The 24,833-nt window shown below is 70.2% G+C and carries 20 protein-coding genes; 18 read left to right on the top strand and 2 right to left on the bottom strand.

Translation table 11 applies throughout. The annotated features are described in order from the left end of the window. Positions 1 to 35 precede the first annotated feature (35 nt). Complete coding sequence (locus IT371_18295; protein ID MCC6749622.1) at positions 36 to 857, bottom strand: carbon-nitrogen hydrolase family protein; 822 nt, start codon at positions 855 to 857, stop codon at positions 36 to 38. 48 nt (positions 858 to 905) lie between these two features. After that, positions 906 to 3,053, bottom strand: a complete 2,148-nt coding sequence (locus IT371_18290; protein ID MCC6749621.1) for a hybrid sensor histidine kinase/response regulator — start codon at positions 3,051 to 3,053, stop codon at positions 906 to 908. A 308-nt stretch (positions 3,054 to 3,361) separates the two neighbouring features. Between IT371_18290 and IT371_18285 the strand changes: the two genes are divergently transcribed. From IT371_18285 to lysS, 18 genes are all read left to right on the top strand, one after another. Beyond that, a complete protein-coding gene (locus IT371_18285) occupies positions 3,362 to 3,850 on the top strand; it encodes a ribosome maturation factor RimP (GenBank protein MCC6749620.1) in 489 nt (162 codons plus the stop codon). Between the two features lie 25 nt (positions 3,851 to 3,875). Beyond that, positions 3,876 to 5,516, top strand: coding sequence for a transcription termination/antitermination protein NusA (gene nusA / locus IT371_18280; protein MCC6749619.1), 1,641 nt, complete (start codon positions 3,876 to 3,878; stop codon positions 5,514 to 5,516). A 39-nt stretch (positions 5,517 to 5,555) separates the two neighbouring features. Further along, positions 5,556 to 5,825, top strand: coding sequence for a YlxR family protein (locus tag IT371_18275; protein ID MCC6749618.1), 270 nt, complete (start codon positions 5,556 to 5,558; stop codon positions 5,823 to 5,825). A 169-nt stretch (positions 5,826 to 5,994) separates the two neighbouring features. Then, positions 5,995 to 8,931 carry a translation initiation factor IF-2 gene (infB, locus tag IT371_18270; GenBank protein MCC6749617.1) on the top strand — a complete coding sequence of 979 codons (2,937 nt, stop codon included), beginning with the start codon at positions 5,995 to 5,997 and terminating at the stop codon, positions 8,929 to 8,931. A 9-nt stretch (positions 8,932 to 8,940) separates the two neighbouring features. After that, positions 8,941 to 9,264 (top strand): DUF503 domain-containing protein, encoded by a 324-nt coding sequence (locus tag IT371_18265; GenBank protein ID MCC6749616.1) that lies wholly within the window; start codon positions 8,941 to 8,943, stop codon positions 9,262 to 9,264. After that, complete coding sequence (rbfA, locus tag IT371_18260; protein MCC6749615.1) at positions 9,261 to 9,635, top strand: 30S ribosome-binding factor RbfA; 375 nt, start codon at positions 9,261 to 9,263, stop codon at positions 9,633 to 9,635. Before IT371_18265 ends, rbfA begins: the two co-directional genes overlap by 4 nt. After that, the gene (locus tag IT371_18255) at positions 9,628 to 10,644 is read left to right on the top strand and encodes a bifunctional oligoribonuclease/PAP phosphatase NrnA (protein ID MCC6749614.1); all 1,017 of its coding nucleotides are present in this window, start codon (positions 9,628 to 9,630) and stop codon (positions 10,642 to 10,644) included. Before rbfA ends, IT371_18255 begins: the two co-directional genes overlap by 8 nt. A 74-nt stretch (positions 10,645 to 10,718) precedes the next feature. Beyond that, complete coding sequence (truB, locus tag IT371_18250) at positions 10,719 to 11,588, top strand: tRNA pseudouridine(55) synthase TruB (GenBank protein MCC6749613.1); 870 nt, start codon at positions 10,719 to 10,721, stop codon at positions 11,586 to 11,588. Between the two features lie 82 nt (positions 11,589 to 11,670). After that, a complete protein-coding gene (rpsO, locus tag IT371_18245; protein ID MCC6749612.1) occupies positions 11,671 to 11,940 on the top strand; it encodes a 30S ribosomal protein S15 in 270 nt (89 codons plus the stop codon). A 278-nt stretch (positions 11,941 to 12,218) separates the two neighbouring features. After that, positions 12,219 to 14,321, top strand: a complete 2,103-nt coding sequence (gene pnp, locus IT371_18240; GenBank protein MCC6749611.1) for a polyribonucleotide nucleotidyltransferase — start codon at positions 12,219 to 12,221, stop codon at positions 14,319 to 14,321. Between the two features lie 9 nt (positions 14,322 to 14,330). Then, a complete protein-coding gene (gene dut, locus IT371_18235; GenBank protein MCC6749610.1) occupies positions 14,331 to 14,777 on the top strand; it encodes a dUTP diphosphatase in 447 nt (148 codons plus the stop codon). Positions 14,778 to 14,823: 46 nt separating this feature from the next. Beyond that, the gene (locus IT371_18230; GenBank protein MCC6749609.1) at positions 14,824 to 17,862 is read left to right on the top strand and encodes a protein kinase; all 3,039 of its coding nucleotides are present in this window, start codon (positions 14,824 to 14,826) and stop codon (positions 17,860 to 17,862) included. A 2-nt stretch (positions 17,863 to 17,864) separates the two neighbouring features. Continuing rightward, complete coding sequence (locus IT371_18225; GenBank protein ID MCC6749608.1) at positions 17,865 to 19,172, top strand: adenylosuccinate lyase; 1,308 nt, start codon at positions 17,865 to 17,867, stop codon at positions 19,170 to 19,172. Next, positions 19,172 to 20,131, top strand: a complete 960-nt coding sequence (locus tag IT371_18220) for a phosphoribosylaminoimidazolesuccinocarboxamide synthase (protein ID MCC6749607.1) — start codon at positions 19,172 to 19,174, stop codon at positions 20,129 to 20,131. The genes IT371_18225 and IT371_18220 overlap by 1 nt, the downstream gene beginning before the upstream one ends. Positions 20,132 to 20,206: 75 nt before the next feature. Then, on the top strand, positions 20,207 to 20,554 hold the full coding sequence (locus tag IT371_18215; GenBank protein MCC6749606.1) for a phage holin family protein: 348 nt from the start codon (positions 20,207 to 20,209) through the stop codon (positions 20,552 to 20,554). Positions 20,555 to 20,653: 99 nt separating this feature from the next. Then, complete coding sequence (locus IT371_18210) at positions 20,654 to 22,063, top strand: amidophosphoribosyltransferase (protein MCC6749605.1); 1,410 nt, start codon at positions 20,654 to 20,656, stop codon at positions 22,061 to 22,063. 36 nt (positions 22,064 to 22,099) lie between these two features. Further along, a protein-coding gene (gene prfB / locus IT371_18205) for a peptide chain release factor 2 (GenBank protein ID MCC6749604.1) occupies positions 22,100 to 23,216 on the top strand; the annotation gives its coding sequence in 2 pieces (ribosomal slippage) (positions 22,100 to 22,171 and positions 22,173 to 23,216; 1,116 coding nt in all). Positions 23,217 to 23,236: 20 nt separating this feature from the next. Further along, complete coding sequence (gene lysS / locus IT371_18200) at positions 23,237 to 24,832, top strand: lysine--tRNA ligase (protein ID MCC6749603.1); 1,596 nt, start codon at positions 23,237 to 23,239, stop codon at positions 24,830 to 24,832. Position 24,833: the final 1 nt, after the last annotated feature.

The raw sequence follows: 24,833 nt of genomic DNA, 5'->3' as shown, positions 1-24,833 counted from the left end.
GAAGCGAGCCGGGGTCGTCTTCGCCGGGCAAGGGCTCAGAGGCGTCGGTGTCCGAGGCAGGGGAGCTCGCGCCGCACCTTGGCCAGGTAGTCGAGGTCCAGCTCCGCCACCGCGATTCCCTCGGCGTCGGAGGCCTGCGCGACGACGGCGCCCCACGGGTCGATGATGCAGCTCTTGCCGTAGCTGGCGCGGCTCTCGGTGTGGCGGCCGTACTGACCGGCCGCGAGCACGTAGACCTGGTTCTCGATCGCGCGCGCCCGGAGCAGCGGGAGCCAGTGATCCTTGCCCGTGTGGAGCGTGAACGCGGCGGGGACGCAGACGACCGTGGCGCCGCGCCGGACCAGCTCTCGGTACAGCTCCGGAAAGCGCAGGTCGTAACAGATGGAGAGGCCGAGCGTCGCGCCCAGCACCTCCGTGGTCGCGAGCTCCTCCCCGGGCGCCACGTGCTCGGACTCGCGGAAGACCGCCCCGTCGGGGATGTTCACGTCGAAGAGGTGCAGCTTGTGATACGCGGCGAGGAGCTTCCCCTCGGGCGAGAGCAGGATCGCCGTGTTGCGGAAGCGCGCCGGATCGTCGGTAGAGGTGGGCGTGCCGCCGAGGAGCAGGTGCACCTTCTCGCGCTGCGCGAGGGCTCGCATCGCGCCCAGGATGGGGCCGGGACGCTCGGCATCGAGGGGCTCGGCGAGCTTCAGCTTGGTCGAGAGCTGCCCGATGTAGGCGAAGTTCTCGGGCAGCACCACGAGCTCCGCCCCGCGGGCTGCGGCCTGCGCCACGAGCGCTTCGCAGCGTCGCAGGTTCTCGGTGACCTCCTGACGGCTGCAGAGCTGGACCACGGCGGCCGTCAGGGACCTTCGCATGGGGACCTCCATGCGGCCTACGCTACCCCAGGACGCCCCTCGAAGGCCTCAGGAAAGCAGCTGGCGCACGCGCTCCCGGAGCGCGTCCACCTGGAAGGGCTTCTCAAAGCAGGGGACGGGCGCACGCTCGAGCGCCTGGCGGGCGGCCCCGCTGAAGGCGCCGCCGGTGATGAAGGCGAAGCGCCGGAGCAGCTCCGGGTGGCGGGTCGCAACGGCGTCGTAGACCTGCGCCCCGGAGGTCTCCGGCATCATCAGGTCGCAGAGCACGAGGTCGAAGCGAGCGTCCGACGCGAGCAAGGTCAGGGCTTCCTTTCCCCCGGCGCAGAGCGTGAGCTCGTATTCCTGGCCGAGGACGCGGCGCAGGGTCCCTGCCACCATCGCGTCGTCATCGACGATCAGGATCCGCTTCCTGACCGCGGGTGGGGCGACGGGGTCTGGCCGCCGCGCCCCCGTGGCTGGGCCACCGAGCTCACCGGCCTTGGCCGGTGACGCCGGCGGCAGGCGGACCCGGAACCGCGTTCCGTGTCCGGGGGAGCTCTGGACGTCGACGGTCCCGTGGAGCTCCTCCACGAGGCTGCGACAGATCGAGAGGCCAAGGCCGGTTCCCTGCCCCACCGGCTTGGTGGTGGAGAAGGGGTCGAAGATGCGCGGCAGGTGCTCCGGATGGATGCCACCTCCCGTGTCCGAGATCTCCACCACGGCGAAGCCCTCGTCGTCGGTAGCGCAGCGCACGCGCACCTCGTTGGCCTCGGCGTGCCCCTCGGGGATGGCCTGCGCGGCGTTCGAGAGCAGGTTGACGAAGATCTGTCCCATGCGGGACGGGTTGCCGAGGACGAGCGGCGACGGCTCGTACTCCTCGACGACCCGCGCGTGGTGGCGGAGCTCGTTCCGGCAGAGATTCACCGCGGCCTGCAGAGCCGGGGTCACGGCGGCGGGGATCTGGGCCCCGGGGTCCTCCGCGCGCGAGAACGTTCGCAGGTCCCGCACGATCTGGCGTACGCGCTCCGCGCCCTGCTGGGCCTCCTGGAGTGAGACCTCGGTCTCGCGCAGGCTGTCCGCCACCGCGCGGCAGACGGGCCGGGACTTCTGGATCGCCGGGCAGTCGTGGATGGCGTCGCAGGTGCCGATGGCGCTCTCGAGCTGGACTACGAGCTCGGGCATCCTCTCGGCCGCGAGACTCACGTTGCCTATCACGTACGTCAGGGGGTTATTGATCTCGTGCGCCACCCCCGACGCGAAGGTGCCCACCGCGGCCATTCGCCCCGCCACGCGGAGCTGCCCCTCGAGCCGCGCCGCCAGGCGGACCGTGCGCCAGACCAGCCAGAGCATGAGCGCCACCTGGGTCGAAATCAGGAGGGCCGTGCCGGTCCGTGGCGAGACCAGGCCCAGCCCCTCGACGAGGAGTTTGGCCCAGCCGAGAAGGGCGGGGACGAGCACCGCGGCCGGGAGGGACCACCGGGCGAGCGTTCCGGCCAGGCTTTGCTCGGAGAAGTGGCGTCGCACGTGGCCGTGCGGGAGCACGAGGAGTGTTCCGACCGCGAGGAAGAGCAGGCCCGTGGCCGTGTGGATCGCGACGTAGGTGATGAGCCCCTCCCCGTGGAGGTTCGGGACTCCGTAGACGTAGCCGTGGAAGGCCACGAGGCCGAGAAGCCCCGGAAATAGGGCGAAAAGCTCGGTGAGGAGGGCCAGGCGGGCCTGGGAGGCGAGGAGCAGAGAGGCGCCCAGGAGCGCGAAGGAGACCGCGGTGGCGGGAGACATCCGGCCGGCGACCAGGGTGTGCGCGGGGTGCGATTCGTCGCGGAAGAGCGCCTGGTCGATTCGCAGGTCGAGCCCCGCGGCGTACTCGAGGATCGTGAGCAGCCCGAGGGCGAGCAGGAGGCACGCCAGGACCTGCGCCGTCCGGCGCGCCCAGCGGGCCGGCGCGCCCGACAGGAGCGTCAGCGCCAGGCCCGCGAGCAGAAACCCGAGGGCCGTGTTGGGCTTCATGGTGACGGCCCCGGGCAAGATTGACTTCAGCCGGGGGAGCTCCAGGGCCCAGCCGAGGAGCACGACGGCTCCGAGAAGCGCCGAGGCCAGCCCTGCGGCTGCCGGGAGGCGAAACCCCGGGCTGCGCGGGGCGGCGGGGACCTTGGGCGCCTCACTGCCTGCCCCGGGGGGAGGAGCCCAGTCGGAACGCTGGCCGAGTCGGAGCCCCACGTGCCATCCTCCTTACCCGCCCGGCTCCCCGCGATGCACCGCGCTGGTAGCCTACCCATCGGCGGGATCTGTCGGGCGTGTAGCGACAGGACGCGCGCTGGCGCCGCCCGGATGTGCTATGCCGTGGCCTGCTCGCGCGTAGCGCTCGGTGGCGTGGGCCTTTTTCCGTGTTGCAATGGCTTGCCCATTGTGCTAGCCACTCTCCGTAGTTAGGTGGGAAGTAGTGCCAGTGGGCCCCCCATCGGTCGGCCCACTTTTTTTTTGACCGGGCGGGCTTAGGGCGTTGTGGGAGGCGGAGAGCGCACCCCATGGTGGATGTCAGCGAGCTTTTCAAGATTTGTGAGGCGGGGTTGGCGGCGGTGGGGTATGAGCTCGTGGACCTCGAGTACGTGCGGGACGGCGCGGGATGGATCCTCCGGGTGTTCATCGATCATCCCCAGCCCCCCGGTGAGGAGGGCGCGGGGTTCGGGCGCTCGACGGTCACCCACGGGGACTGCGAGCAAGCCAGTCGCCAGCTCGGGGCGGTGCTCGACGTGGAGGACGTGATCGAGGGCGCGTATCGCCTCGAGCTCTCGTCTCCGGGCGTGAAGCGGCGCGTCCGCAAGGAGCGCGACTTCCGCCGGTGCGTGGGGCGGCGGGTGAAGCTGGAGATGCGCGTCCCCGTGGACGGGAGGAAGGCCTTCTCGGGGACGGTGAAGCGGGTGGCGGACGGGGTGGTGGCAGTGGACGTGGACGGTCGACTCTTCGAGCTCGAGCTGTCGGGGTTGCGGCGGGCGGCGCTCGATGAGGAGCTGTGAGGCAGGAAGCCAAGGAACGACGACGATGCAGCCGAATCTGAACATGGTCATCGAGCAGGTGGGCAAGGACAAGGGTCTCGATCGCGAGGTTCTGATCGAGACTCTGAAACAAGCCATTGTCACCGCCGCCAAGAAAACGTTCGGACCCCAGTTCGAGCTCGAGCCGCACTACAACGACGACACCGGGGCCGTGGACCTCTTCCAGATCGTGAACGTGGTCGAGGAGGTCGAGGTTCCGGGCCGCGAGATCGCCGCCGGCGAGGCGCGCGAGGCGGGGCTCGAGGCGGAGGTGGGCGACGAGCTCCTCTTCCAGGTGTTCTACCGGCCCGAGGACGCGGAGAAGGCCGACGACCAGGAGAAACAGTACGGCAAGCTCCTGGCCATCGGGAACCAGCGCAAGGGCTTCGGCCGGATCGCCGCGCAGACCGCGAAGCAGGTGATCATCCAGCGCGTCCGCGAGGCCGAGCGGGAGAACATCTACAACGAGTACAAGGACCGCAAGGGCGAGCTGATCAACGGCATCGTGCGGCGCTTCGAGCGCGGCAACATCATCGTGGATCTGGGGCGCGCCGAGGCGATCCTGCCCGTGCGCGAGCAGGTCCCCCGCGAGTCGTACCGCGTGGGGGATCGCGTGGTCGCCTACGTGGTCGAGATCGACCGCGCGGCGCGCGGACCGCAGGTGATCCTGTCCCGGACGCACAAAGGCCTCCTCATCCGGCTCTTCGAGAACGAGGTCCCCGAGATCTACGAAGGGATCGTGCGCATCGAGTCGGCCGCGCGCGAGCCGGGAGCGCGCGCGAAGATCGCCGTCTCCTCGCGCGACTACGACGTGGACCCCGTCGGTGCGTGCGTGGGTATGAAGGGCTCGCGCGTCCAGGCGGTGGTGCAGGAGCTCCGCGGGGAGAAGATCGACATCGTGCCGTTCGACGAGGACCCCGCGCGCTTCGTCTGCAACGCCATCGCGCCGGCCGAGGTCTCCCGCGTGCTCATCGACGCCGAGGATCACAAGATGGAGCTCATCGTCCCCGACGACAAGCTCTCGCTCGCCATCGGCAAGAAGGGGCAAAACGTTCGGCTCGCGTCGCAGCTCACCGGCTGGAGGATCGACATCCACAGCGAGAGCAAGGTGCGCGAGATGGAGGAGCGGGCGAAGCGGTCGCTGGCCGAGATCGAAGGCGTGAGCCCCGATCTCGCCGACACCATGTTCAAGCTCGGGTGGCGCTCCGCCGAGGAGGTGCTGGCCACCCCGGCGCAGGAGCTGGTCTCCATCCCGGGGATGGGCGGGCTCGAGGCCGCCGAACGGGTGATCGAGGCGGCCAAGGTGACGATGCAGCTCCAGAAGGAGCGGGCCGAGAAGGAGCGCCAGCGACTGGCTCTCGAGGGACAGAAGAGCGACGAGGAGCGGATGCTCTCGGTGATGGGGATGACGCCCGAGCTCGCCGCGCGGCTGAAGGAGCGCTACGCGACGGTGCAGCAGATCGCCAAGGAGCACGACATGACGCGGCTGGGCGAGGCGGCGGGGCTCACCCCGAGCCGGGCGCGACGGCTGCACTGGGCGGTGCGCATCTATCTCGGCGAGCTGGATCCGCGGGCCCCGGAGCCGCAGATCGACCCGACGGAGGACCTCCCGGTGGTGCCGCTCGAGACGGAGCAGGAAGCCCTGTGAGTGGGACGCATGGCGCGGACCGAGCCGCAGCGGAGTTGCGTGGGCTGTCGCGTCGTGCGATCGAAGGCCGAGCTGTTGAGGTTCGTGGTGGACGGAGGCGGGGGGGTTCGGTTCGACGAGGCGCAGCGGCGGCGAGGACGTGGAGCCTACGCTTGCGCCAGCGTGACCTGCCTGGAGCAGGCCGGAGCACGGGGAGGTTTCGCGCGGGCGTTTCGGCGGCGTGTGCCGGCGCGGAGCGGTGCGGACCTCCAGCGCGAGGTGCAGACTGCTCGTGCGGCGGCTGAGCGGAAAGCCTCCGGAGTGGGTTAGCGACGGGAGGGTTCGTGTGGACGCAGAGCCGTCGCCCGGTGAGGCGACTGCGGGTGTGAGGACTGGAAGGCCGAAAGGCTCCGAAGGCAGTCAGGGGCGGCGGGACCGCCCGGCAGCGGATGGCGCGGCTTTGGACCACGCCCCGTGGCAGGACACGTGAGGATTTATGATGCAGGGACGGCAGAGCATCACGGACAGCGATCGGGACGGGCGCAAGGGCGAGAAGGTCCGGGTCTACGAGATCGCTAAGGAAGTCGGGCTTCCCAACCGGGAGCTCCTGGCGAAGGTTCGCGGTCTCGGGATCGACGTGAAGAACCACATGAGCCTGATTGACGTGGACGACGTCCAGCGGGTCCGGCGGGCCATAGAGAAGGAGCGCCAGCAGAGCCGCGAGGTGCAGCGGATCACGGCCACCGTGATCCGGCGTCGCTCCAAGACGGGCGCGGTCCCCGCGGCCGAGGCGCAGGCCCCTGCGGAGACAGAGGCACGCCCTGTCGCCCCTCCGGCCCCCCGCGAGCGGGTCGTCGAGCGCGCAGAGGTCCCGGTGGTCGAGGCGGCTCCCCAGGTGCGCGAGGTCCGGCCTCCGGTGGAGAGCGACCTCGAGCGCGAGGATGAGATCGAAGCCGCGCCGCCCGTGGAGCGCGAGGTCCAGCCGGAGCCCGAGACGCCGCGGGTCGAAGAGGTCGAGCCGTCGGAACCCGAGCCGCAGGTCACCGCGGCGGCCAAGCCGGAGCCCCCGGCTGCCCCCGTGGAGGCGGCCCCCAAGGCGCCCCCCGCGGCGCCGGGTTCCGAGTTCCCGCCGCTGCCCGCGTCGCTCCTCGGCACGGCCCCGGCACCCAAGCCGCCGTCGCCAGCAGTCACGCCGCGCCCGCTCACGGGAGCTTTGCCCCCTAGCCCGGCCGCGGTCGCAGCCGGTCAGACGGCAGCGCCTCCGCGCCCCCAGCATCGCTACGCCCCGGGCTACGAGCCGGGCGGGCCGCTGGCCCAGAAGCTCCTCGAGCGCAAGGCCGCGCAACAGGCCGCAGCGGCAGCAGCCGCGGCAGCCGCGGCGGGGACCGGCGGAGAGCCCGAGCTCGTGTCGGCAGCCGAGGCGGCAGCGCGCCTGATGGCGGCCGGGAACCGACCGTCGCGTCCCAAGGTGGTGATCACGGACCTCGACGAGCGGCGCAACGCCATGCGGCGCGAGATGATGGGCAAGGAGGCGTACGCGCGCGGCGCGGCCTTCGGCAAGCCCGGTGGGCCGTCGCGTGGCCCCGGCCCCGGCGGACCGCGCCAGAAGCGCCGGGTCATGACCACGTCGAGCAAGAAGTCGAAGAAGACGGAGATCACGACGCCCGCCGAGCACAAGCGGGTGATCCGCGTCGAGGACGCGATCGGCGTGGGCGAGCTCGCCCACCAGATGGGCGTGAAGTCGACCGAGGTGGTGAAGAAGCTCTGGGCGATGGGCATGACGAACGTCACCATCAACCAGGCCATCGACGCCGACACGGCGAGCCTCCTGGCGAACGAGTTCGGCTACGAAGTGGCCGACATGACCTTCCGCGAGGATCAGGTCCTGCAGGAGGTGGTCGATCAGCCCGAGGATCTCGCGAACCGCGCGCCGGTCGTGACCGTCATGGGCCACGTCGACCACGGCAAGACCTCGCTCCTCGACGCGATTCGGAACGAGAACGTCGCGGCGGGCGAGGCGGGCGGCATCACGCAGCACATCGGCGCCTACCGTGTGTCTACCAAGACGGGCGGGGACCTCGTCTTCCTCGACACTCCCGGTCACGAGGCCTTCACGCAGATGCGCGCCCGCGGCGCCCAGTGCACTGACATCGTGGTGCTGGTGGTGGCGGCGGACGACGGCGTGATGCCTCAGACGGTGGAGGCCATCGACCACGCGAAGGACGCCAAGGTGCCGATCATCGTGGCGGTCAATAAGTGCGACAAGCCCGACGCGAATCCCGAGCGGGTGCGGAACGCGGTGGCCGAGCGGGGGCTGGTCCCCGAGGTCTGGGGCGGCAGCACGATCTTCGTGGACGTGTCGGCCAAGACGCGCAAAGGAATCGACGAGCTGATGAGCTCGATCCTCGTGCAGTCCGAGGTGCTCGAGCTCAAGGCCAACCCGGCGAAGCTGGCCAAGGGGATCATCCTCGAGGCACGCCTCGACCGGGCGCGCGGCGCTATGTGCTCCGTGCTGATCCAGGAGGGGACGCTCAACGTCGGCGACATCGTCGTGACCGGCGAGCACATGGGCAAGGTGCGCGCGCTGCTCGACGACCGCGGTCGTCCGGTGAAGTCCGCCGGACCGAGCACCCCGGTCGAGATCCTCGGGCTCGGGGGAGTGCCCGACGCCGGAGACGTGCTGAACGCGGTGGCGGACGAGAAGGCGGCGCGCACGCTGGCCGAGCATCGTCGCAACGAGTCGCGGCGCAAGGAGCTCGCGGGAGCGAGCGCGAGCAAGACCTACGAGGAGATCCTGGGGCAGATCCAGAGCGGCGCGGTCACGGAGCTCAAGCTGCTCGTGAAGACCGACGTCCACGGCTCGGCGGAGGCCATCAAGGAGGCGCTCGCCAAGCTCAACACCGAGCGCGTCACGGTGAACGTGATCAGCTCGGCGGTGGGCGGGATCCACGAGACAGACATCAATCTGGCGAAGGCCGCGGGGGCCGTGATCCTCGGCTTCAACGTCCGTCCGGCCGGCAAGGCGTCCCAGCTCGCCGAGCGCGAGCGCGTCCAGGTGCGCATCTACGACGTGATCTACGAGCTCCTCGACGACGTGAAGTCGATGATGCAGGGGCTGCTCCCCAAGGAGCGGAAGGAGAAGCCTCTCGGTCGGGTCGAGGTGCGCGAGACGTTCACCATCCCGAAGATGGGCACCATCGCCGGCTGCGCCGTGGTCGAAGGCAAGGTCACGCGCCAGGCGCACCTGCGCCTCTTCCGGGACAACATCAAGATCTACGAAGGGAAGGTGGGGTCGCTGCGCCGCTTCAAGGACGACGTGCGCGAGGTGGCTCAGGGCTACGAATGCGGTCTCTCGATCGACGGCTACAACGACATCCGGGTGGGGGACGTCGTCGAGGCCTACGACATCGAGGAAGTCACCGCGACGCTTCACTAGCCGGGCGTCATGGTGGTCGGCGTCTGCCGCCTGAATCTCTTCTTTCCCGCGAGCGGGTCGCTCAAGACCAAGCGCCAGGGGGTGCGGCGCATCGTGGACCGCTTGCGCGCCAAGTACAACGTCGCGGTGGCCGAGGTGGGTGGCAGCGACACCTGGCAGCGGGCTTCCCTGGGCATGTCGGTGGTGAGCAATAGCGCCCCTCACGCCCAGGAGATGCTCGACGAGCTCGTGACCTTCGTCGAGGAGCTCTACGTGGCGCAGATTCTCGACCGGCAGAGCGAGGTCCTCCACTTCGACGAGGAGCACGCTCCGCCCGGAGGGTGGGACGCGTGAAAGGCGAACGTATCGCACGCGTGAACCGGATGCTGCAGAGCGCCCTGGCGGAGCTGGTCCCCGCGCGCGTGCGGGACCCCCGCGTGCAAAAGGCTGCGCTCGTGGCCGTGACGGGGGTGCAGACCTCCGGGGACCTGCGGGTGGCCCGCGTGTTCGTCTGCGTGAACGGCGAGCGGGCGCAAGCGGAAGAGGTCCTGGCGGGGCTGAAGCAGGCGAGCGGCTTCCTGCGCGCCGAGCTCGGCCGGCGCGTCTCGCTCCGGCACACGCCGGAGCTGCGCTTCGAGCTCGACGAGGCGGTGGCCACGGGAGCCCGTATCGAGGCGATCCTGAAGGAGCTCGGGCAGACGAAGAAGGAGGAGGATCATGACTGACGCGATGCTTCGGCGAGTGAGCGACACCATCGCGCGCGCGCGGCGCGTCCTGGTCACCTCGCACCCGAGCCCCGACGGGGACGCCGTCGGCTGCATCGTCGCCACGGCGCTGGCGCTCGAGGGACGCGGTCAGACGGTGGTGGCATACAACCCCGACCCGATCCCCCGCCGCTTTCGCTTCCTCGAGGGGTCGGAACGCATTACGAGCGCGCTTCCTGCCGAGCCGTGCGACGTGACGGTGGTCCTCGACTGCTCGGACAGCCGCATGTTTCCCGGCGGAGAGCCCCCCTGGCACCTGCTCGGAACGGTGCTCGTGATCGATCACCACAAGACGCAGGGCTCGCTCGGACATCTGGTCTATCGCGACCCGTCCGCCGCGGCGGTGGGAGTCCTTCTGCACCGGGTCTTCTCCTACCTGGCGGTGGAGCTGACGGTGCCGGTGGCCGAGGCGCTCTACTGCTCCATCCTTTCGGACACCGGGTCGTTCCGGTACCAGAACACGGACCCCGAGGCGATGCGCGTGGCCGCCGAGCTCCTCGAGGTCGGGGTGGACCCCTGGCGCGTCGCCTCGCACATCTACGAGACGCGGCCGAAGGGGGAGCTCGAGCTGCTCGCGCTCGTGCTGCGAACGCTGCAGGTGGCGGGGGACGGGATGGCCGCCTCGCTCACCGTGAGCCCGGAGATGCTCACCGAGACGGGGTGCACCTCGGACATGGTGGACGGCTTCATCAACTACGCGCGGGGCATCGACGGGGTGGAGGTGGCCGTGCTCCTGCGTCCGGACCCGGGCGGGGTGCGGGTGAGCATGCGGTCGCGCGGGACCGTCGACGTCTCGGAGATCGCGCAGCAGTTCGGCGGCGGGGGGCATCGGAACGCCGCCGGGTGCACCCTTCCGCTCGGAATGGGCGAGGTGCGCGCGCAGGTCTTCGAGGCCGTCGGGCAGTACTGCCGCGACGCCGGGCTGCTACCGCGCAACGGCGGGGGCAACGGCGGCGGCGGGATTGCGTAGCGGTCCGCATCGTGAGGCGCGCGCGGCGGGAGAGCCCTGTGGACGGGGTCCTGGTGGTCGACAAGCCGCGCGGGATGACCTCCTTCGAGGTCGTGGCGGCCGTGCGTCGGGCGCTCGGCGCACCGAAGGCTGGACACACGGGGACGCTGGACCCGCTCGCTACGGGAGTTCTGCCCGTCTGTGTGGGCGAGGCGACGAAGATCGCCGGACTGCTCCTCGGAGAGGAGAAGGAATACCGGGCCACCGGCCTGCTCGGCGTGCGCACCAACACCCTGGACACCGACGGCGAGGTAGTCGAGCGCGGTGACCCGACGGGAGTGACCGAGGAGCAGCTCGTCGCGCTGCTCCCCAGGTGGGTCGGGACGCTGCTCCAGGCGCCTCCCGCCTTCTCGGCCGTGCGCGTGGACGGCGAGCGGGCGCACGCCCGGGCGCGGCGGGGAGAGGAGGTGTCGCCCGCCGCACGGCCGGTCCAGGTCCTGCGCCTCGAGCTGCGGCGATTCGAGCTGCCGCGCTTCGAGGTGGAGCTCGCGTGCAGCAAGGGAACCTACGTGCGCGTGTTGGTGGATGAGCTCGGCCGCGCCCTCGGGTGCGGCGCCTCGGTGGCGGAGCTGCGGCGCGTCCGGAGCGGCGGGTTCGACCTGTCGCGCGCGGTCCCCCTCGAGGGGCTCGCCGAACGGCACCGACGCGGCGAGCTCCCCTGGGTGAGCATGGACGAGGCGCTCTCGGCCCTGCCGGCCGTGGAGGTGACGCCCGAGGCGGCGGATAAGCTGCGGCACGGCCAACCGGTCGCCGCCGAGCCGCAGCCAGGCCTCGTGCGGGTCAGACTCGGTGGAGAGCTCGTAGCTCTCGGCGTCTTCCGAGGAGAGGGGCTCTGGCCGCAGCGGGTCTTTCGGCCGTCGCCCAGCGAGGCGGCCGAGGCGCGCACGCACGCAGGAAGCCATTGACAACTGGGGCCTCTTGGCCCACGATGGCGCCCAAATACACCCGCCGAGTGGAGAGATCTGCTGGCGCGGCAAGGAGTTGGCCATGGGACTGGCAACGGAACTGAAGAAGGGCGTGATCGAGAAGTACCGCGCCCACGAAAAAGACACCGGTTCGCCGGAGGTGCAGGTAGCCCTCCTGACCGAGCGCATCAACCACCTGACCGAGCACTTCAAGACCCACGCGAAGGATCATCACTCGCGGCGCGGCCTGCTCAAGCTGGTGGGGAAGCGGCGTCGGCTGCTGGACTACCTGAAGGACAAGGATGCCGATCGCTACCGCAAGGTGATCGGCGACCTCGGCATCCGCAAGTAACGTGGCCGCGGGGCCTGAAGAGGTCCCGCGGCAGACACGGGGTTCGTCTCGGTAGAGACGGCCTCGAGAGTGGACAGAGCAAGGCCTTAGTTTTTGACCGGAGCTCCCGTGCGCGGGAGCTGTGGCCAAGGACTAATCCTGCCCTGATCCACTCCTGACTCGGTCGATCGCGAAGCCCGCGTGGCCCGCGGCTCCGGGGCGTCTACGTGGCGCCGCGAGCTGCGTCGGCTGGCGATCCGCCGCCGGGGGCCATTGAGCCCCCCAAGAGAGGGAGACGTATGTTCATTCGAGAAAGCGTTCAGATCGGCGGGCGGGAGCTCTCCATCGAGACGGGCAAGATTGCGAAGCAGGCCGACGGCTCCGTGCTCGTGCGCTACGGGGACACGGTCGTGCTGGTCACCACGGTGGCCGACAAGAGCTCCAAGCCCGTGGACTTCTTGCCGCTGACCGTCGAGTACACCGAACGCATGTACGCGGCGGGGCGCATCCCGGGGAGCTACTTCCGACGGGAGGGGCGCCCCGCGGTGCACGAGATCCTTTCGTGCCGGCTGATCGACCGGCCCATCCGGCCGCTCTTCCCCGACGGGTGGCGCTGTGAGACGCAGGTCATCGCGATGGTCCTCTCTTCGGACCGCGAGAACCCGGCGGACGTTCTGGCGATCACCGGCTCCTCGGCGGCGCTGACCATCTCGGACATCCCCTGGGCGGGGCCGATCGCCGGCATCCGCGTTGGGCGGGTGAACGGCCAGCTCGTGGCGAATCCGACGCAGGCGCAGCAGGAGGCGGGCGACATCAACGTCGTTGTGGCCTGCAGCTTCGAGGCGCTCGTCATGGTGGAGGGCTCCTGCCGGTTCGTTTCCGAAGGGGACCTGGTCGAGGCGCTCCTCTTCGCGCAGGAGCAGGCGCGTCCGATCCTCGAGCTGCAGGAGCGGTTGCGGGCGGCCGTGGGACGCGAGAAGCGCCCCTTCACCGCCGAGGTGGCCGACGAGGGGCTCGTGGCGATGGTGGCCGACCTCGTCGGGTCGCGGCTCGCGCAGGCGATCGCGGTGCGCGAGAAGCAGGCTCGGTCGAAGGCCGTGAAGGAATCGCGCGAGTGGCTCCTCGGCCAGCTCGGCGAGGCGTACGTCGAGCGGATCGACGAGGTGAAGGAAGCCTTCGACGAGGCCAAGCGGCGGTACGTGCGCCGGATGGCGATCAACGACCGGGTTCGTCTCGACGGGCGCGGACTGCGCGACATCCGCGCCATCTCTTGCGAGGTCGGACTGCTCCCGCGGACGCACGGCTCCGCTCTCTTCACGCGCGGGGAGACGCAGGCGCTCGCCACGGCGACGTTGGCCACCGGTCGCTCCGATCAGCGGATCGAGTCGGTGATGGGCGATCACTCCAAGCGCTTCCTGCTGCACTACAACTTCCCGTCCTTCTCCACCGGCGAGGTGAAGCGCTTCGGCTCTCCCGGGCGGCGCGAGATCGGCCACGGCAACCTGGCGGAACGCTCGCTCATGCAGGTGCTCCCGGACGGCGCGGACTTCCCGTACGTGCTGCGCGTGGTGAGCGAGATCATGGAGAGCAACGGCTCCTCGTCGATGGCGTCGGTCTGCGGCGGCAGCCTTGCGCTGATGGACGCTGGCGTGCCGGTGAAGGCGCCGGTGGCCGGCATCGCGATGGGGCTCATCAACGAGGGGGACCAGTTCCGGGTCCTGAGCGACATCCTGGGCGACGAAGACCACCTGGGCGACATGGACTTCAAGGTGACTGGCACGCGCGAGGGGATCTGCGCCATCCAGATGGACATCAAGCTGGAGGGTCTGCCCCGAGAGGTGCTCGCCGAGGCGCTCGCCCAGGCGCGCGAGGGACGCCTGCACATCCTGGACAAGATGGCCGAGGCCTTGGACGCCCCGCGGGCGTCGCTGTCGCGCAACGCGCCGCGCATCCTCACCGTGCGGATCAAGCCGGATCGCATCCGGGACATCATCGGCCCCGGAGGCAAGACGATCCGCGCGATCCAGGAGGAGACGGGCGCCGAGATCGACGTCTCCGACGACGGGACGGTGAACATCGCCTCGGCCGACGAGACCAGCGCGCGCAAGGCGATGGACCTCATCGAGGGGCTGACGGCAGAGGCCGAGATCGGCGCCTTCTATCGCGGCCGCGTGCGGCGCATCGCCGAGTTCGGGGCGTTCGTGGAGATCCTGCCCGGGACCGACGGGCTAGTGCACATCAGCGAGCTCGACCACAAGCGCGTCAACCGAGTGGAAGATGTGCTGCACGAAGGTGACGAGGTCGTGGTGAAGGTGATCAACATCGATCGCGAGGGCAAGATCCGCCTGAGCCGCAAGGAAGCCCTGAACGCCGCGCCGGAAGACGTCCGGAGCATGGTCTAGGGCCGCGTCATGCCCGAGCGGGGACGCACCATGCGGGTGAGGCGCTTGCGACCGTCGGCGGTGATGCCGCGCTACATGAGTGCGGGCGCCGCCGGTATGGACCTCTCGGCGGCGATCGATGGGCCCGTGACGGTGCAGCCCGGCGCGACGGAGGTGGTTCCGACGGGGCTGGCGCTCGAGCTTCCGCCGGGGCACGAGGGGCAGGTGCGGCCGCGTTCGGGCCTGGCCGTGCGGTTCGGGCTGACGGTGGTCAATGCGCCCGGCACGATCGACGAGGACTACCGGGGCGAGGTCTTGGTCGCGCTCGTGAATCTCGGGAAGAGCGCGGTGTGCATCGAGCCCGGGATGCGCATCGCACAGCTCGTGGTGGCCCCCGTGACGCGCGTGGTGGTAGTGGAGGTCGAGGAGTTGACGGACACGGTGCGCGGCTCGGGAGGCTTCGGGCACACCGGGTGACCGAGGTGTGGGCTCGGCCGCACGCCGTCGGCAGGAAGACGTCGCGATGCTGTGCTTTCGATGCGGCAGTCCGGTCGGCGAACGTGCCGAGTCCTGCGCCAACTGCGGCCAGGACCTGACGGCGTCGCGCCGCGACGACACCGAGCGGTTCACAGAGCTCCAGCGCAAACTGCGCAAGACCGGCCGACACGCCGCGCGGGCCACCGTTTACGGGGTGGGCGCCGTGGTGCGCGAGCGCTACGAGGTCGTGGACGTCGTCGGGCCGGGGCCGCTCGGAACGGTCTACAAGGCGTTCGACCAGGAGCTCGAGGTCGACGTCGCCCTCAAGCTCGTGGATGCGGAGTTCCTGCCCGACGAGGGGTCGCGCGCCGCGTTCCTGACCACCATCGGCCGCCTGCGCGAGATGGTCCATCCGAACGCGGTGCGCTACTTCGACGTGGATCGCGACGGCGACCGGTGCTTCTTCGTCACGCAGTTCCTCGAAGGGCTCAGCCTGCGCAAGATCGTGGAGCTGCGCCGGACGAAGGGCCAGAGGTTCTCGCTGGCCGAGGTGGAGCCGATCGCAACGCAGCTCTGCCGGGCGCTCGGTGAGACGTGCAGCCTGGTGGTTCACGGGGGCCTCAAGCCGGACAACGTGATCATCCTGCCGGATGTTCTGAAGATCACCGACTTCGCGTTGCCGCTCGCGCTGCCGCAGGAGGCCTACCTCGCGGCCCAGCGCTCGGCGGGGGACGTGTTCCTCTACCACGCCCCCGAGGTACGCAACGGGCAGAGCCCCGACGCTCGCGCGGACGTCTATTCCGCCGGGGCGATCTTGCTCGAGCTGCTCACGGGACAGCTCTTCCGAGGGCAGGCAGTCCTGCTGGACGAGGCGGACCTGACGCTGCGGAAGGGCCTCGAGACGGTCCTGCGGCGCGCCCTGGCGGCGCAGCCGCACGAGCGGTATGCGCACGCGGGCGAGCTGGGAGAGGCGGTCGTGCAGGCGATGAAGGGCGGAGAGGCTCCGCCCGCCCGCGAGGAGCTCGAGGAGCGGACGGCGGTGAAGAAGACGCAGCGCGCGCCTCTCGACGGGCCGACGGCGGTCCAGAACATGATGCGCGTCCCTCGGCCGGAGGCGACCGCTGTCGAGCCTCGGCCGGCTCGCGGGCCGCGGGAGGGCAGCTCCCACGGCGAGGCGCCGACGACTCTGCGCGGCGGGACCGCCTCCGACCCGGCGCTGATGGCCGCTGCCGAGGGAGAATGGTCGGCGCTGCTCGGCGGAGGGACGGGGGAGCACGCAGCGCCGCTGGAGAATTCCGACCCGCACGCCGCGCCTCGGGCGAAGGAGCACTCGCAGGCCACGCACCAGCTCAAGCTGGAGGAGCTCGAGGTCGACGAGGCGGAGGAGGGGCTGGGCGGCGTCTCTGCGGGGCAATCCGACGACGAGGGCGTCGAGGTCGCCGATGCGCCGAGGAAGGAGCATTCGCAGGCCACGCACCAGCTCAAGCTGGACGAGCTCGAGTTCGAAGAGGCCAGCGCGCGCCGCGCGGCGGAAGCCGGCGATCGAGGGGACCCCGAGTCGGGCAGGGCCGCTGACCGGGACCTGACCGTGCCCCGGGCTGCGGTGCTCTCGCCGCTGCTTGCAGCGGAGAGCGGGCCGACGATCCCCGAGAAGGAGCTCCCGGAGGCGGCCTCCGCGCCGACCGAGGGGACGCAACAGATCCACATGGACATGATCCTCGGCGCCGACGAGGACGCTGCGGCGCCCGAGAGCGAGCGTGGGCCGTCGATGGAGCAGCGGCAGCGGATGGCGGTGAGCGGCGAGGTGGGACGAGGGGCCGCGGCGAACGCCGCCTCCGCCGCGCCGGCCCAGGATCCGGAGCTGCCGCACCTGGACGCGGCCGGTGGCGGGCGGCGGGCCCACCGGGAGGCACGCGCGCGAGAGGCGCTGCAAGCCTTCGGGCGGACGAAGGACGGGCGGCCCCTGGTGGACGCGGCCGGGGTCATCGAAGGGATAGGGGGCAGCGGCGAGATGCCGGCGCCCCTCGCCGAGCTCGCCGGACGCGGGGCGGAGGCGGGGGCTATGGGGGCGGCGAGTTCGTCCCCCGGTGTGGGCGGGGTGCCGTCGCCTCTCGGGGCGAGCCCCGCGGTCGCGCCGGAGGTGCTGCATCGGGATGCCGTTCCCGTGCCGCTCGCCCCGCGAGAGGTGACGCTTGCGGTCCCGCGACGTGCTGCGCCCGTTCGACGGTGGGCGTTGCCGGCCTTCGTCGGCGCGATGGTGGCTCTGGGGGCGGGCACCGTGGCGACGATCGTCTACGTGCACGGTCAGCGCGAGGCGGAGAAGCGAGAGGAGCTCGAACGAAAGCAGCAGGCTCTCCGGCGACAGCAGGCCGACGCGTCGCCGGTGACGCCTACCGTCTCGGCCCGGGGGCTCGGGGCGACGGCGCCGGATCGTGGAATGCCCGGGCGTGCGTCCGACGCTGGCGGATCCCATACGCGCGTCACGCTCCGGCGCGGAGACGGTGGCTCGGTAGGCGCCGCGGAGCCCGAGGGGCGCGAGCGGGACGATCGGCTCGGAGGGAGCGACGATCCGTCCCGGGCCGCAGCCCGCACCGCTCGCACGCCGTCCGAAGGCAGTGGAAAGGCGGACCGCGGTCGGTGCTACGCCGGGATGGCCTACGTGGCGCGAGGCGCCTCGGACGGCTACTGCATCGATCGTTTCGAGGCCCCCGGGCGGGGGGCGCCACCGCTGCGGAGCGTCACGGTGGCGGCCTCGCGGGCGGCGTGTCGCGCCCGAGGCCTGAGGCTCTGCAGCATGGCGGAGTGGACCCGCGCCTGCGGTGGACGCTTCCCGTACGGGGAGACCTTCGATAAGCGGCGCTGCAGCACCGGGATGGACAAGCCGGGCCTCGCGGGCGGGCGACCTTCTTGCCGCTCGGCCCATCAGGTCTACGACCTGAGCGGTAACGTCTCGGAGTGGGTCGAGGAGGGGGTGGCGATGGGGGGAGACTTCACGAGCCGGGACGAGGCCGCCAGCTGCGCCGCGAAGGGCAAAGGCGGGCCGAATACGGGATACCGCTGCTGCGGCGATCCCGACTGGGAGTAGCCATGCTCGATCGGTACAGCCGTCCGGAGCTGCGCGCGCTGTGGAGCGACCAGCGGCGCTACGAGACCTGGCTCGAGGTGGAGCTCGCGGTGTGCGAGGCCATGGAAGCCCGCGAGCTCGTACCGCGCGGCACGTCGGCGTCGGTGCGCGAGCGGGTGCGAGTCGATGCCGCGCGCATCGTCGCTCTCGAGGAGCGGGTGCGGCACGACGTGATCGCGTTCCTCACGCACGTCGAGGAGCAGGTGGGGGAGCCCGCGCGCTGGCTCCACCTGGGAATGACCTCCTCGGACGTGCTGGACTCGGCCTTCGCCATCCAGCTCCGCACGGCAGGTGAGATGATCCTGGAGGCCCTCGACGCGCTCACCACCGTCGTCAGGCGGCGGGCGATGGACTTCAAGAGCTTGCCGGTGGTCGGGCGGACGCATGGCATCCACGCCGAACCGACCTCCTTGGGCCTGGTCTTCCTCGGATTCTTCGCCGAGCTCGAACGGCAGCGCGAGCGGCTGCGTCACGCGGTGGAACAGATCGCGGTGGGCAAGGTGGCGGGGGCGGTCGGCGTGTACGGCAACCTGGATCCGCAGGTGGAGCGCGCGGCGCTGGCGACCCTGGGTCTGCGACCCGAGCCGTGCGCAACGCAGGTGGTGCCGCGCGATCGGCACGCCGAGTTCTTCAGCGCGCTCGCCTTGCTCGCGGCGACGGTCGAGCGCATGGCCCTGCAGGTGCGCCACTGGCAGCGCACGGAGGTGGGCGAGGCGGGCGAGGCGTTCTCGGGCGGGCAGAAGGGCTCGAGCGCGATGCCGCACAAGAAGAACCCGATCCTCTCGGAGAACCTCTGCGGCCTGGCGCGGCTCGTGCGGAGCTACGCCGGCGCGGCGCTCGAGAACGTGGCGCTGTGGCACGAGCGAGACATCAGCCACTCCTCGGTCGAGCGCGCGATCGGGCCGGACGCGACGACGATCGTCCATTTCATGCTGCACCGCGCGACGGGGCTCTTTGACGGGCTGGACGTGAACGTGGAACGCGTGGAGAGGAACCTGCAGCAGACGGGGGGCCTGATCTTCTCGGAAGCGGTGCTCCTGGCGCTGGTGAACAAGGGCCTGGCCCGACAGGCGGCGTACGAGCTCGTGCAGGCCCAGGCGATGGCGGCTCAGGCCGGCCGCGGAGAGTTCCTGGATCTCCTGATCGCCGACCCGGGGGTCCGCGCGTGGCTCACGGCCGAGGAGGTGGCGTCCTGCTTCGACCTGCGGCACCACCTGCGCCACGTCGAAACGATCTATCAGCGGGTCCTCGAGAAGGAGAGCGCGCCGTGATCACGGACGAGGTGCTCCAGCAAGGGCTCGGCCTGACTCTGGACGAGACGGACTTCCCGGGGGCGGGTGCGCTGCATCGCGGGAAGGTGCGGGATAGCTATTGCCGCGGAGACCGCCGCACTATCGTGGTGACCGATCGGCTGAGCGCCTTCGACGTGATCGTGGGGACCATCCCCTTCAAGGGGCAGGTGCTGAACGGCGTGGCGGCGTACTGGTTCGACGCGTCGCGGGAACTCGTGCCGAACCACCTCCTCGCGGTCCCCGACCCGGCGGTGAGCGTGGTCCGCGAGTGCCGCGTGATTCCCGTGGAGATGGTCGTTCGGGGATACCTGACCGGTTCGAGTAGCACGTCGATCTGGACGCACTACGAACGCGGGAGCCGCACCTACTGCGGGCACGCTCTGCCCGCGGGTCTGCACAAGCACGAGAGACTGCCCCGTCCGCTCATCACGCCGACGACGAAGGCCGAGAAGGGGGCCCACGACGAGCCCGTGAGCGGCGACGAGGCCGTGGCGCGCGGGCTGTGCACGGCGGGGGAGTTCGCCGAGCTGTCGGCGCTGGCCTTGCGGCTCTTCGACTTCGGGACTCGCCGCGCCGCCGAGCGGGGGCTGCTGCTCGTAGACACGAAGTACGAGTTCGGGCGCACGCCCGAGGGGACGCTCGTGGTCGTGGACGAGGTGCACACGCCCGACTCCTCTCGTTACTGGTACGCGGCGAGCTACGAAGAGGCTTTGCGCAGCGGCTCCGACCCGCGCGCGCTCGACAAGGAATACGTGCGGCGGTACCTCGTGGCGCAGGGGTTCCGGGGAGAAGGCCCGACTCCGGTGCTGCCCGACGCCGTGCGCATGGAGGCGGCCCGCCGCTACGTCGAGATCTTCGAGGCGATTACCGGCACTGCGTTCGTGCCGAACCTCGAGCCGCCGCTCGAACGGCTGGCCCGTCTCTTCTCCGCGGGGTGAGGCTCTCGGGACGAGGCCCGCTTGAGGGAGCGTCCTCCCTGTGTCACCGTATGACCAACCGGACGGAGGTGGCGCATGGTCTCGATGCTCCTGAGATACCTCATCGTGGCTGCGGTCGTGTACCTCATGGCGCTCGTGCTGCCGGGGATGCGCCTGCGCCGCTTTCGGACCGCCCTCGTGGTGGCCGGCGTGTACGGCCTGCTGAATTTCGTGCTGTTCAAGGTTCTGATCTTCATCACCTTCCCACTGGTGGTGCTGAAGTACCTGACCCTCGGGGTCTTCGGTCTGGTGATGAACGCGGTGCTGCTGGTAGTGACGGACAAGCTCCTCGACGACTTCGAGCTCTCGGGCTTTGGCACGGCCTTGCTGGCCGCGCTCGGGATCTCCGCCACCAACGTGGCGCTCACGCTGTTCGGCCTTTAGGGCTCCCGTCGCCTCCGGTTCCGGAGGTCGATCTCCCTGCTCGCGAGGCCCTCTCGCCTTGACGCCTACACGCCCGCGTGCTAGAGCCTACCGCGGAAAATGTGCGGAATTTTTGGAATATATGGACACCTTGAGGCGGCCCACCTCACCTACCTCGGGCTGCACGCGCTGCAGCATCGCGGGCAGGAGAGCGCCGGCATTGCCGTGGGGGACGGCACCCAGGTCCGCGCGCACCGGGGGATGGGCCTGGTCGTGGACGTCTTCGATGCCCCGACCCTCAAGCGACTGAACGGCGGCAGCGCCATCGGCCACGTCCGCTATTCGACCGCGGGCGACTCGGACCTGAACAACGCGCAACCGCTGACCGTGCGGCACGGGCGAGGCCAGCTCGCGGTGGCGCACAACGGGAACCTGACGAACGCCCGGCTCCTGCGCCAGACGCTCGAGGAGGCCGGATCGATCTTCACCGCTACGTCGGACAGCGAGGTGATCGTCCACCTCTTCGCCCGGGATCGGCAGGAGCAGCTGGCCGATCGCATCGCCGCGGTGCTTCCGCAGCTTCGGGGGGCCTTCTCGCTCGTCTTCCTCACGGAGCGGGAGCTGGTCGCCGCACGGGATCCGCTCGGCTTCCGGCCCCTGGCCATGGGGCGCCTCGTGACTCCGTCGGAAAACGGGGGCGCGCCGCGCGAGAGCTGGGTCTTCGCCTCGGAGACCTGCGCCTTCGACCTCATCGGCGCGGAGTACGTGCGCCCCGTGGACCCGGGCGAGATCGTGGTCGTGGACGAGCGGGGGCCCCGGTCTCTGCGCTACGCCGAGGGGCCCGCCCGGCGCTTCTGCGTCTTCGAGCACGTCTACTTCGCGCGACCCGACTCGAAGCTCGGCGGTCACTCGGTCTACCTCTCGCGGCACCGGTTCGGCAGACAGCTCGCGCGAGAGCAACCGGCCAGCGCGGATCTCGTCATCTCGGTCCCCGACTCGGGGACCAGCGCGGCGCTCGGTTTCGCCCAAGAGGCGGGGCTGCCCTTCGAGATGGGGCTCATCCGCAGCCACTACGTCGGTCGCACCTTCATCGAACCCCAGCGGGCGATCCGGAACTTCGGCGTGCGCCTGAAGCTCGCGCCGGTGCGCGCGCTCATCGAGGGGAAGCGCCTCGTCGTGGTGGACGATTCGCTCGTGCGCGGCACGACCTCGAGGAAGATCGTCACGATGCTGCGGCAGGCCGGCGCCAAGGAAGTCCACCTGCGGATCAGCTCGCCCCCCATCGGGTACCCGTGCCACTACGGCATCGATACGCCCACGCGGGAGGAGCTCATCGGGTCGAGCCGGACTCCGTCGGAGATCGCGGCCTACGTGGGGGCCGACAGCCTCGGCTACCTGAGCCTGGAGGGGATGCTCGCGGCGATCGGCGAGACCCCCGGCGCCAACTACTGCGACGCCTGCTTCACCGGACGCTACCCCTCCGACTCCGAGCCGCTGCTTCCGCCGGCACGGGCCGGCTCGGGGGTCTAACCTCGCCAAAGACACTCGATACGAAGGAGAGACACCATGGGTCACGCCGAGACGACCGACAAGCTGAAGGGCCTGCGCGCGCGGTTGATCACGCTTCGAGGTCATCTTTGACCTGGACCACCATCGGCGACGGATAGCCGAAATCGAAGCCTCGGCCACCGAGCCGACGTTCTGGAACCATAACGAGCGAGCCCAGGAGCTCCTGAAGGAGCAGTCCCGGAGCAAAGAGCTCGTAGGGAACTGGGATCGTGCGCACGGGCAGCTCGAGGATGCAGAAGCGCTGCTCGAGCTCGCCCGAGAGGCGGGCGACGAGTCGAGCGTCGAGGAGGCGGGACGCATGGCCGACGGCGTTGCGACCGCCGTCGAGGCCATGGAGTTCGCCCGCATGCTCTCCGGGCCGAACGACCGGTGCTCGGCGCTGGTGAACATCAACGCCGGGGCGGGTGGTACGGAGAGCCAGGACTGGGCCGAGATGCTCCTGCGGATGTACTCCCGCTGGGCCGAGCGCAAGGGCTACAGGCTGGAGATCCTCGACGTGCAGCCGGGCGAAGAGGCCGGCATCAAGTCGGCCACGCTGTCGGTCGAGGGCGACCACGCCTTCGGTTTTCTACGGGCCGACGTGGGCGTGCATCGCCTGGTGCGCATCTCGCCGTTCGACGCGCAGGCGCGGCGCCACACCTCGTTCGCCTCGGTGGCGGTCTACCCCGACGTGGACGACGACGTGAAGATCGACATCAAGGACGAGGACCTGAGGATCGACGTCTATCGTTCGGGAGGGGCCGGTGGGCAGCACGTGAACAAGACCGAGTCGGCGGTCCGGCTCACCCACTTGCCGACGGGGATCGTCGTGCAGTGTCAGAACGAGCGCTCGCAGCACAAGAACAAGTCGCAGGCCATGCGGGTGCTGCGCGCTCGGCTTTACGAGCACGAGATGAAGAAGAAGGAAGAGGCGATGTCCGATCTGAACGCCCAGAAGAAGGCCATCGAGTGGGGCAGCCAGATCCGGTCGTACGTCCTCGCCCCGTACCGACTGGTCACGGACCACCGGACCGAGCTCAAGGTGGGGAACGTGGACGCGGTGCTCGACGGGGACATCGATCAATTCATCCAATCCTTCCTGCTCGGGCAGGGGGGGAGCGGCGCGGCGGCCTAGCCGCCCTTCACGAGGGACGCATGACGGACCAGCAACAGGGGGCGGCGACCGCCGACGACGTCGTCGAGTCGGCGGCCGAGACGAACCGTCTGATTCAGCAGCGGCAGCAGAAGGTGGGAGAGCTGCGGGCGGCCGGGGAGAACCCCTATCGGAACGACTTCTCCCCGTCGCACACGGCGGGGCAGGTGCTCGCGCGGTTCGCGGGCGTCGCGCCTCCCGCGGAGCAGGACGGCGCCCCCCTCTCCGAGGAGCGCTTCGCGGTCGCGGGCCGCGTCGTGGAGCTGCGCAGCTTCGGCAAGGCCACCTTCGTCAAGCTGGCGGACCGTTCCGGGCGGCTGCAGGTCTACATCCGCAAGGACAAGGTGGGGGACGAGGCCTACCAGCGTTTCCGGAAGGCCGAGGGGTGGGACTTCCTCGGGGCGAAGGGCTACGCGTTCTTCACCAAGACGGGCGAGCTCACGCTCATGGCCGAGGAGGTCGTGCTGCTGACGAAGACGGTGCGCCCGCCGCCGGAGAAGTGGAGCGGTCTGAAGGACCAGGAGACCCGCTACCGGCAGCGGTACGTCGACCTCGTGGCGAACCCCGAGGTGGCGCAGGTCTTCCGCAAGCGCAGTCAGATCGTGCGGGCTATCCGGCGCTACTTCGACGAGCGGGACTTTCTCGAGGTGGAAACGCCGCTCCTGCACGGGACGCTGGGGGGGGCCGCGGCGCGGCCGTTCCGGACCCATCACAACGCCCTCGACATGCCGCTCTACCTGCGCATCGCCCCCGAGCTCTTCCTGAAGCGGCTCGTGGTGGGCGGGTTCGACCGGGTCTACGAGATCGGCCGGAACTTCCGCAACGAGGGGCTCTCGCGCCAGCACAACCCCGAGTTCACGATGCTCGAGTTCTACATGGCCTACGCGACCTACGAGACGCTCATGGCCATGACCGAAGAGGTGCTGAGCCACGTGGCGCGCGAGGTCGTGGGGACGACGGAGCTCGTTTACCAGGGACAGGCGATCGATTTCTCGACGCCGTGGCGGCGCGTGGCGGTGAAGGACCTCGTGCTCGAGGCGTGCCAGGCGCTGCCGCGACCGCTCTCCGCGGCGCAGCTCGCGGACCCGGAGGCTCTCGCCGCGTGGTGCCGCGAGAGTGGGCTTCAGGCCCGGCAGGACGCGCTCGGCGAGGCGCTCCGCTTCGCCGACACCCACGGCAAGCGCATCGGCGTGCTTTTCGAACAGCTCGGCGAGGCGCGGCTGCCGCAGGACCGGCCCGTCTTCGTGGTCGACTACCCGGCGGCGATCTCGCCGCTGTCGCGGCGCAAGGATGCCGACCCGGAGCTCGTGGACAGGTTCGAGCTCTTCATCTACGGGCGCGAGATCGCGAACGGCTTCTCCGAGCTGAACGACCCGGCCGACCAGCGCGAGCGGTTCCAGAAGCAGCTCGACGATCGACAGCGCGGGGACGAAGAGGCGATGGAGTACGACGAGGACTACTGCCGGGCCCTCGAGTACGGTATGCCCCCCACGGCGGGCGAGGGGATCGGCATCGACCGCTTGGTGATGCTGCTCTGCGACCAGCCGAGCATTCGCGACGTGCTGCTCTTCCCGCACATGCGCCCCGAGGGGCGATAGC

The sequence above is a fragment of the Deltaproteobacteria bacterium genome (assembly GCA_020848905.1).
Taxonomy (GTDB): domain Bacteria; phylum Myxococcota_A; class Polyangia.
Note: the sequence above shows the minus strand (reverse complement) of the source record. Positions and strands in the feature narration are given on the sequence as shown.